Source organism: Ruegeria sp. HKCCA5839, assembly GCF_013035585.1.
Classification (GTDB): Bacteria; Pseudomonadota; Alphaproteobacteria; order Rhodobacterales; family Rhodobacteraceae; genus Ruegeria.
The window spans coordinates 594,974-602,511 of the sequence record NZ_WQIE01000003.1 but is presented as its reverse complement, the minus strand read 5'-3'; the positions used below and the strand labels follow the sequence as shown (position 1 = coordinate 602,511).

6 protein-coding genes are annotated in these 7,538 nt (G+C 55.7%); 2 read left to right on the top strand and 4 right to left on the bottom strand.

Going from position 1 to position 7,538, the window contains the following annotated elements; genetic code table 11:
* A partial coding sequence (locus tag GOV38_RS12480; RefSeq protein WP_171210084.1) for a hypothetical protein occupies window positions 1–518 on the top strand: 518 nt, incomplete at its 5' end.
* A 113-nt stretch (window positions 519–631) separates the two neighbouring features.
* Window positions 632–1,240, top strand: coding sequence for a hypothetical protein (locus GOV38_RS12475; RefSeq protein ID WP_171097281.1), 609 nt, complete (start codon window positions 632–634; stop codon window positions 1,238–1,240).
* A 259-nt stretch (window positions 1,241–1,499) separates the two neighbouring features.
* On the opposite strand, the gene GOV38_RS12470 is transcribed toward GOV38_RS12475, so the two are convergent.
* The 4 genes from GOV38_RS12470 to GOV38_RS12455 are packed head-to-tail and all read right to left on the bottom strand — an operon-like array spanning window position 1,500 to window position 7,461.
* Window positions 1,500–3,017: a proline/glycine betaine ABC transporter permease gene (locus GOV38_RS12470; RefSeq protein WP_171097278.1), complete on the bottom strand. Its 1,518-nt coding sequence runs from the start codon at window positions 3,015–3,017 to the stop codon at window positions 1,500–1,502.
* A 10-nt stretch (window positions 3,018–3,027) separates the two neighbouring features.
* Window positions 3,028–4,077, bottom strand: coding sequence for a glycine betaine/L-proline ABC transporter ATP-binding protein (locus GOV38_RS12465; RefSeq protein ID WP_171097276.1), 1,050 nt, complete (start codon window positions 4,075–4,077; stop codon window positions 3,028–3,030).
* Window positions 4,078–4,135: 58 nt separating this feature from the next.
* Window positions 4,136–5,104, bottom strand: a complete 969-nt coding sequence (locus tag GOV38_RS12460) for a glycine betaine ABC transporter substrate-binding protein (protein ID WP_171097275.1) — start codon at window positions 5,102–5,104, stop codon at window positions 4,136–4,138.
* Between the two features lie 35 nt (window positions 5,105–5,139).
* Window positions 5,140–7,461, bottom strand: coding sequence for a DUF1989 domain-containing protein (locus tag GOV38_RS12455; RefSeq protein WP_171210085.1), 2,322 nt, complete (start codon window positions 7,459–7,461; stop codon window positions 5,140–5,142).
* Between the last annotated feature and the right edge of the window lie 77 nt (window positions 7,462–7,538).

Below are 7,538 nucleotides of genomic sequence, written 5' to 3'. Positions count from 1 at the left end.
CAAACGGTTTGTCTCAGACAGGATATCTCAATGAAAATACATATGAGATGCTGCTCGCCCGAGTGCCAAAAATAGACAACCGAAGCGTTGAGCCCAATTCATCTGCGACGACGACAAATCTCGCCGCTTTGGATGGGAGCTATGAGGTTGTTGTTCGCCGCCGTTGGGACGATGAATATGCCAAATACCACTACGATCCGTATTACAAACCCGGACGTCAGGAAGTGCTTTCGGTGTACCGTTTCAGTCGAAACGGAAGCGACGAATTATCTTTGACCTACCATCGCGACTTTACCGGCAATTCAGCTGGGTTGCCCAAAGCCAAAGCAACCCTGGACGAGAATGGTAACTTCAAGTTTCGAGCATCTCTAAGCTCTCATTTTGGTAATGCCACAATTCGACAAGTTACTTTTTCAAGAAAACTGGTGTCGCTTCAAAAAGGACAGTCCGCGAGGTTCGAGCCTGGTCGGTTTGATCAGCAATTTATCAAGAACGTAGAGCTCAAGCGCTTGAAATAGGCAGGAGGTCTTCAGAATGAACTTGACCACTAAACCAGCTCGACTATCGCGGAAACCTGCGTGCCGTACGAAGTAAGTATACTGATTAACAAGTAAAAATAGGAATGGGTAAAATGTCAGACAAAAAGAAAACTCTAACGCGTTACAAGCAAGTTCTGGGCAAACTCAAGAAGCTTCGCGCGGAGATGAACAGTGACTTTGAAAGACTTCGCAAAGAAAACGCGCGCGACTTGCAAAAGTGCAAGAAAGCTACGGATCAGAAGGATTTGATTGCGATGCTGGCCACCATGGCTGTGGGCCTTAGCAATCTGGCTGTTGCCGCACAAAAATCTACTAAAGTAACCGGCGCCGAACTCGCAAAGCTGAACAAAGAAACGCTAAAGGGTTTTGTCGGTAGTAAAGCGGACCAATACGCCCAATTGGTCGGTGGCGCAGTGTCCGACGACGTAAAGGCGGACGGGAACCTTGTCCTCTTCGCGAAAGCTACACTGAAGGCATGGTCTGATATGAACAAACCTTCGTTTTGGGCGGCGGCTTATGTCGACATCGTGGAAAACAGAAAATTCAAATGGGATCCGGTTTCTTGGGCGGCCTACGCCAAGAAGATTCAAAAGGAGAGCGACTCCCGTATCACAAGAATACAACTGAAAACTCAGAAAGACCTCGATTCTAGGATCAGGAAGTACGAAAAACTAGTTAAGCAGCTCGAGAGAGCCGCGTAAAAAAACCAGATACCGAACTCGTCAGAGGCGGTATCACTACCGTCTGCAAATGGCCCGAAAACTGACTTGGTCAAAGTGGGCTCAGCACCGAACAACGCCGTGTCGTGGACCGTAAGCCACTTTGGAGTGGCGAACGGCGCGACTGCTCGCCAAGATGGCTTGGATACCGCATCATCTAGCCCGAGGCGACAGCGCAAACTGGCAATCGGATTCACTTGTTCAGTCAAAACCCGCATCCGCGTCTGCTGACTATTTCTCATTATCTCTTACCCGCAACAATCCGGTCCAGGATGAGTGCGCAGAACAGGATCGCAAGACCGGCAAGTATCCCCTGCCCCGCCGCTGCATATTGCAGAGCTTCCAGCACGTCCTCACCCAATCCTTTTGCGCCGATCAGCGAGGCGACAACCACCATGGCCAGCGACATCAGTATGGTTTGGTTTACACCGGCCATGATTGTTTTATGCGCCAAGGGCAAGTCAACACGCCAGAGCAAGTAGCGCGGTGTTGCGCCAAAGGCCAAGGCGGCTTCGCGCACGGTTTCAGGGACCTGCTGCAAGCCAAGCACTGTGAAACGGATCACTGGTGGGCTACCAAATATCATGGTCGCGACCACGCCAGCAGGCTTGCCAGAGCCGATAAAGGCCACAACCGGAATCAGGTAGACGAAGGAAGGCATTGACTGCATGAAATCCAAAATCGGCCTCACGATGGCAAACGCACGCGGACGACGCGCGCAGTAGATACCTAGAGGGATACCCAAGGTAATCGAAATCAGCGCGGCGGCGCCAAGCAGCGCGATGGTCGTCATCGCTTTTTCCCAGAAATCCAGAAGCCCGAGATAGGCCAGCGCTGCGCCGGTAAAAATCGCCACGCGGGCGCCAGCCGAAAGGTAGGCCAGCATGATGATCACCATAGCCACTACCGGCCAGGGGGTATCAACCAGCACAACTTCGATCCAGTCCAGCAGAGTACGCATCCCTAAGGTCAGCCCGTCAAAGAAGCCTCGCCCGGCGGTTTTGGTCCATTCAAACACGGCCTGCACACCGTCTCCGACATTCAACCGCCAGTCGCGGTTGGTGGGGAAGGTTTTGAGCACAGCCAAAGCATCAGGCTGCGCGAATTTGATCATCGACAAGATCACCACCACGAAGGTCAGCGCTGTAGCCACGGCTAGTCGGGTGACCGACCACCCGTGCGCCACGCTCGGGTCAGAGCGCCACCGCGCAAATTGCCCTTCAAGCGTCCAATTGGCCAGAGATGCGGCAAGAAACTTGACGGCCAACAACAAAACAATGCCGACGGTCAGATAGGTTAAGCCAGTTGAGTCTGCTGTGCGTGCAGCCTCTTGTGCGCCGGCCAAGGCCCCTTCCAAGGATTCAGCTGCACGTTTCAGCGAATCCAGCGACGCAGCTCCAGATTGCTCTGCAGCCGTGATCTGTTGGCGTCGAAGTTCCAACGTTTGCTCGATTTGTTCCGCGCGCTCGCGAAACTCGCGCCCGAGATCTCCGAACAAGCCCAGCCCGATCTGGATATAGGCTAGTGTTTCCAACACCAGAAATCCCAAGAACCATGACCATAGCCCCCGTGCGCCGAACCAGATCGGTCCGAGGATCGCCGCTGCCTTGTTCAGCGTAAAGCGATAGCCTGGCGCCTGCATCATGTAGGAGAAGGTCTTTTGGTAATATGACTGTTCCTGCCCCACGAAATCTCCGATCAGCCCATTTAGGCGGTCGGCGGTTTCCGGCTGGATCTGTTGGACATCAACATGTTTCATAACGGTCCCCTTATGCCTGGCTGTCCTGGATCGCACGGATTAGGCCCGCACGATTGATCACGCCTACGGTCTTGCCGTCCTGTGTCACCGCCACTACGCCGTGACCATCCACGCAGAGGTTCATTAGATCAGACAAATCCATATCCGGATGGGCTTCTTTTGCGTCCTGAGGCACCTCTCCATGATGTGCTTCGAACTCGTCGACGGGTTTCATAACAGCATGGGCGAAGATCATATTGAGCTTGGAAATCCCGGCTACGAAGTCGGCAACATAGTCATCGGCAGGATTGAGGATGATCTCTTCGGGTGTTCCGATTTGAACAATGCGCCCATCCTTCATTATCGCGATCCGGTGGCCAATGCGGATCGCTTCGTCCAGGTCATGAGTGATGAACATCGTGGTCTTGTTCAACTTGTGGCTCAGGTCCATGAACTGATCCTGCAACTGTTTGCGGATCAGAGGGTCAAGAGCCGAAAACGGTTCGTCCATCAGCAAAATCTCTGGATCGGCGGCGATCGCGCGAGCGAGGCCGACGCGCTGCTGCATCCCGCCCGACAGCTCATGTGCGTATTTGTCTTCCCAGCCGTTCAGCTCAACCAGTTCCAGCACGCGATCCGCCTCTTCCCAACGGCGGGCCTTGCCGGTGCCGCGGATTTCTAGCGGCATCGCTACGTTGTCGCGCACTGTCCGGTGCGGCATCAGGCCAAAGTTCTGAAACACCATGGCGACGCGACGGTTGCGCAGATCTCGCAAGCCTTCATCATTCAGGCCCATCACATCCTCACCATCCAGATAGATATGGCCGTCTGTAGGCTCCAGCAGTCGGTTTACATGGCGCACAAGGGTTGATTTTCCCGACCCCGACAGGCCCATGACGCAGAACAGCTCACCTCGTTCGATCTCGAAACTGGCATCAGCCACACCTACAACACAGTTGAAGCGCTCCAAGACCTCGGCCTTACTCAGCCCCTCACTATGGATGGCGTTCAAAGCTTCTTGCGAGCGCTCGCCGAACACTTTCCACACGCCTTTTGCGTCGATTGCAATTTGCGCTGTCATTTTGGCCCCATCGGAATTGAGTTGGATCGCGCCCCCGGCACCCAGGGGCGCGCAGGTTTTAGTTGGTGGTCAGACCCAACCAGCTGTCGACGGTATCGCCATTGGCGGCGATCCATTCAGCGACGACCTCATCCGTGTCGCGGCCTTTGACCACGACCTCGTAAGTCAAGCCGCTGAGTTCACCCGCATCCATGTCGATATTGGCCAGGAACGACGCTGCTGCCGGGTTGCGCTGATCCAGCGATTTGGAATGTGCAACAGTTACGGTCTTGACCGGCTCACCCGTGCTGACATGAGACTTGTTGTACCAATCCGCATCCTGATCGGGCTGCACCATCTTGTAAGTGGCCGCATCATGCTCGGGTTCTTCCAGAATAGTCACGTCATACAAGGCGTGTACGTAGTGTGGCGCATAACAATAGAAGGCCGCACCTTTCTTCTGGTCGATCTGATCTTTCAGACGCGAATAGAACACGGTTTCGTCCTCGGTGGTCGGTGTTAGAAAGGTCTCAATACCGTAGTCCCGCACACGCACTTTGAAGGTGTTGGTGGAAGCCCAGCCCGAGGCACCAACCCAGACTTCGCCCATGCCGTCACCATCAGAGTCGAATAGCTCTTGTGCGACAGGTGTCGCCAGATCGTAGATTGAGCGGATGTTGTGATCCTCAACCATGTAGTTCGGCACGCAGATCCCGGCACGGCCTTCGTAGCTGCCAGCAGACAGACCCACGGTACCTTTTTGGTCAACATATTCATCGGTAAAGGACGACTGGTTCGGCAACCAGACATCCGGATGCACGTCGATGTCACCACGCCCGCCATCCATGGCAGCAAAGATCACTGCGTTCGCGCCGGGAGCATAGCCGACTTCACCACCAAGACGAGTTTCGATGACCTGCCCGATCACGCGGCTCATGATCTTGGCGCCGGGCCAGCTGGGTTCGCCCACCATGACCTTGTCCTGTGCCATTGCCGTTGTCGCGCCCATGGCCAGAGCCAAGATTGCTGTAAGCTTTAGTGTTTTCATATCGTTTCTCCCGTTGCGTAGAGTTATTTGCGCCATCAGGCGCGCGCCCGCTTGCGTTGCGGGTCGATGAATGGAATGTCCGTGACGGTGGCCCGCAGTCGTTTCATCCGCCCGTCGAGTTGACCGACCTCCAGTTGAGTGCTGTTCTCCGCGTGTTCGACCGAAAGCCGCGCCATGGCGATTGCGTGTTCCAGCATCGGAGAGCGCGTAGCCGAAGTGACCAGGCCCACTTGCCGTTCACCTGCATAGACAGGGGCCCCATGGGCGGGCACGTCGTCACATCCAATCAGCAGTCCTTTGAGCACCCGGCGCGCATCGCGCGCATTGCGTTCCAGTGCCGCTTTCCCGGTGAATTCGGACTTGGTCAGATCGACCGCAAAACCCAAACCGGCCTCAAACGCATCGACGCCCGGCGCGAATTCCGCGTTGGCCGCGGCCAGCCCTGCTTCGATCCGAATGATGTCGAGGGCGGCCGAACCCATTGGGGTGATCCCGAACTCCTCCCCGGCAGCCACAACTGCGTCCCAGATGGCAACGGCGTCGGATTTGGAACAGAAAATTTCGTACCCCAATTCACCGGTATACCCCGAGCGCGACAGCATAAAAGGCGCGCCCTCACGGTCGTTCAAACGAGCGACGGTGACACCGAACCATTTCAGATGATCCAAACCGGGGACATGTGGCTGAGTAAAGGCAATCTTGCGCAGAAGGTCGCGCGACTTCGGTCCTTGAATCGAGAGGTTCGGCATCGCCCCACGCAGCGCATGCACCCTCACTTGCAGATCGCGCGCATCGGCCAGTTCTTGCAAAGCCCGGCCACTTTCCTCGGACCCGCAGCACCAGCGGTATATCTCGGGCGCAAGGCGGAACAGTGTGCCATCGTCGATGACCGAACCGCTTTCGTCGCACATCAGCGTGTACGACCCGCGCCAAACCGGCAGTTTTGCTACGTTGCGCGTTGTCGCCAACTGCATCAAAGCCTCGGCATCGGGGCCGACAACGTCAAATTTGCGTAAGCCACTCATGTCCTGAATAGTCACCGCCTGACGGCAAGCCCAATATTCACCCAATGTGCCATAGGCCGGATAGCTGACCGGTGCCCACAGATCGCGCGCCGGGGCAAAATGCTGGGTGAGAGGTGACAAACGGTCGTGAAAGGCAGACTCCTGACTGATCGACATGGGCGCGTCTTCCTTTTCGCGATAGGCAACCGCTCTGCGGATGGGCGTTTCGGGTCGGTAGATGCGCACATGCACATCAGTCGGATTCCAGCCGTTAATGGGATCGATATCGTCAGGACAGGCGGTCGAAACGCAAATCAGGTCCTCCAGCGCGCGCAAAGCGACGTAGTCTCCGGCGCGCGAATGGGATTCTTCGGTCAAAATGTGATGGGTCTTGGGATCGATCCAAGTGCTCCAGAAGAAATTGATTGCGGGCCACGCGGCTCGGCGCGCCACACCGTAAGGGGCCAGAGCGTTCGACATGTTATCGGAGCAATTCAGATGCCCGGGAAACCCGCGTTCTTCATAACCGCGCGCGGTGCAGGCCAAACCAAATGTGTCATGCCGCCCACATGTGTCTTGCACCACGTTCAGCAACGGACGCATCTCGCGATCAAAGAACTTGTCTAATAAGCCGGGGATGGGATAAGAGCGCCGAACCATCGACCGGGTCGCGGTCGAGTCGATCATCCACTCTTGTCCCTGATCCAACCCAATGGCTCGCAGAGCCATAAAGTCGGAACATTGCTGACCCTCAACATCGATGATTTGAACAAATTCGCCGGCCTTCAACTCATAGGCCTGCGCGCTGCCGCGCTGTACCGTAAATTCGTCGCGCGTATCACCGAGCAAGGGTGGCAGATGCGGCTCTTTGGTCATAGCCGACTTGTGCAGGACCGTGATGTTCCCAGTCGCTCTGCCGTCAATAAACCCGTCAACCCCGGTGGGACGGATCACCCAGACCGTAACCGCGTCGCCAGTTCGGAGAATCAACGGCTCGGTCCCACGGTCCAGCCTGTGACAAGGAACCTGCCGATCTCCACCCTGCGCCTCAATCCAAGCCAGAAACCGTGCACCGTCAAAATCGCCCCATTTGACCACCCCGGTTTTCGACAAATTCAATGCAGTCAATCCCGGTCGCCCATCTTGGGTAAAGGCCACAACTTCCAGTGCCTGCTCTGGGCCAAACCCTTCTATCGACAGCAAATCTCCTGACTGCAAAACCAGGCGGACAGCCTCTCGCGGGGCAAGGATGTAGGTGCGGGTGTCAGACGCTTTTTGGAATCCGGGGAAATGGCGGCCAGGGCCATCAAACCCCGAGTTTGTGAACGTATGTAAGACAGATGCCTCCAGCATATCCGTATCAGATTCCCAAAATGTAACTAGTTACAGAGGTTGCTGAAACTAGTTACATATGTCAACTCTTTCCTCAG

Excerpts from the sequence above, each read along its gene's own strand:
- GOV38_RS12475 (WP_171097281.1), top strand. The coding sequence starts at position 632 with ATGTCAGACAAAAAGAAAACTCTAACGCGTTACAAGCAAGTTCTGGGC.
- GOV38_RS12470 (WP_171097278.1), bottom strand. The coding sequence starts at position 3,017 with ATGAAACATGTTGATGTCCAACAGATCCAGCCGGAAACCGCCGACCGC.
- GOV38_RS12465 (WP_171097276.1), bottom strand. The coding sequence starts at position 4,077 with ATGACAGCGCAAATTGCAATCGACGCAAAAGGCGTGTGGAAAGTGTTC.
- GOV38_RS12460 (WP_171097275.1), bottom strand. The coding sequence starts at position 5,104 with ATGAAAACACTAAAGCTTACAGCAATCTTGGCTCTGGCCATGGGCGCG.
- GOV38_RS12455 (WP_171210085.1), bottom strand. The coding sequence starts at position 7,461 with ATGCTGGAGGCATCTGTCTTACATACGTTCACAAACTCGGGGTTTGAT.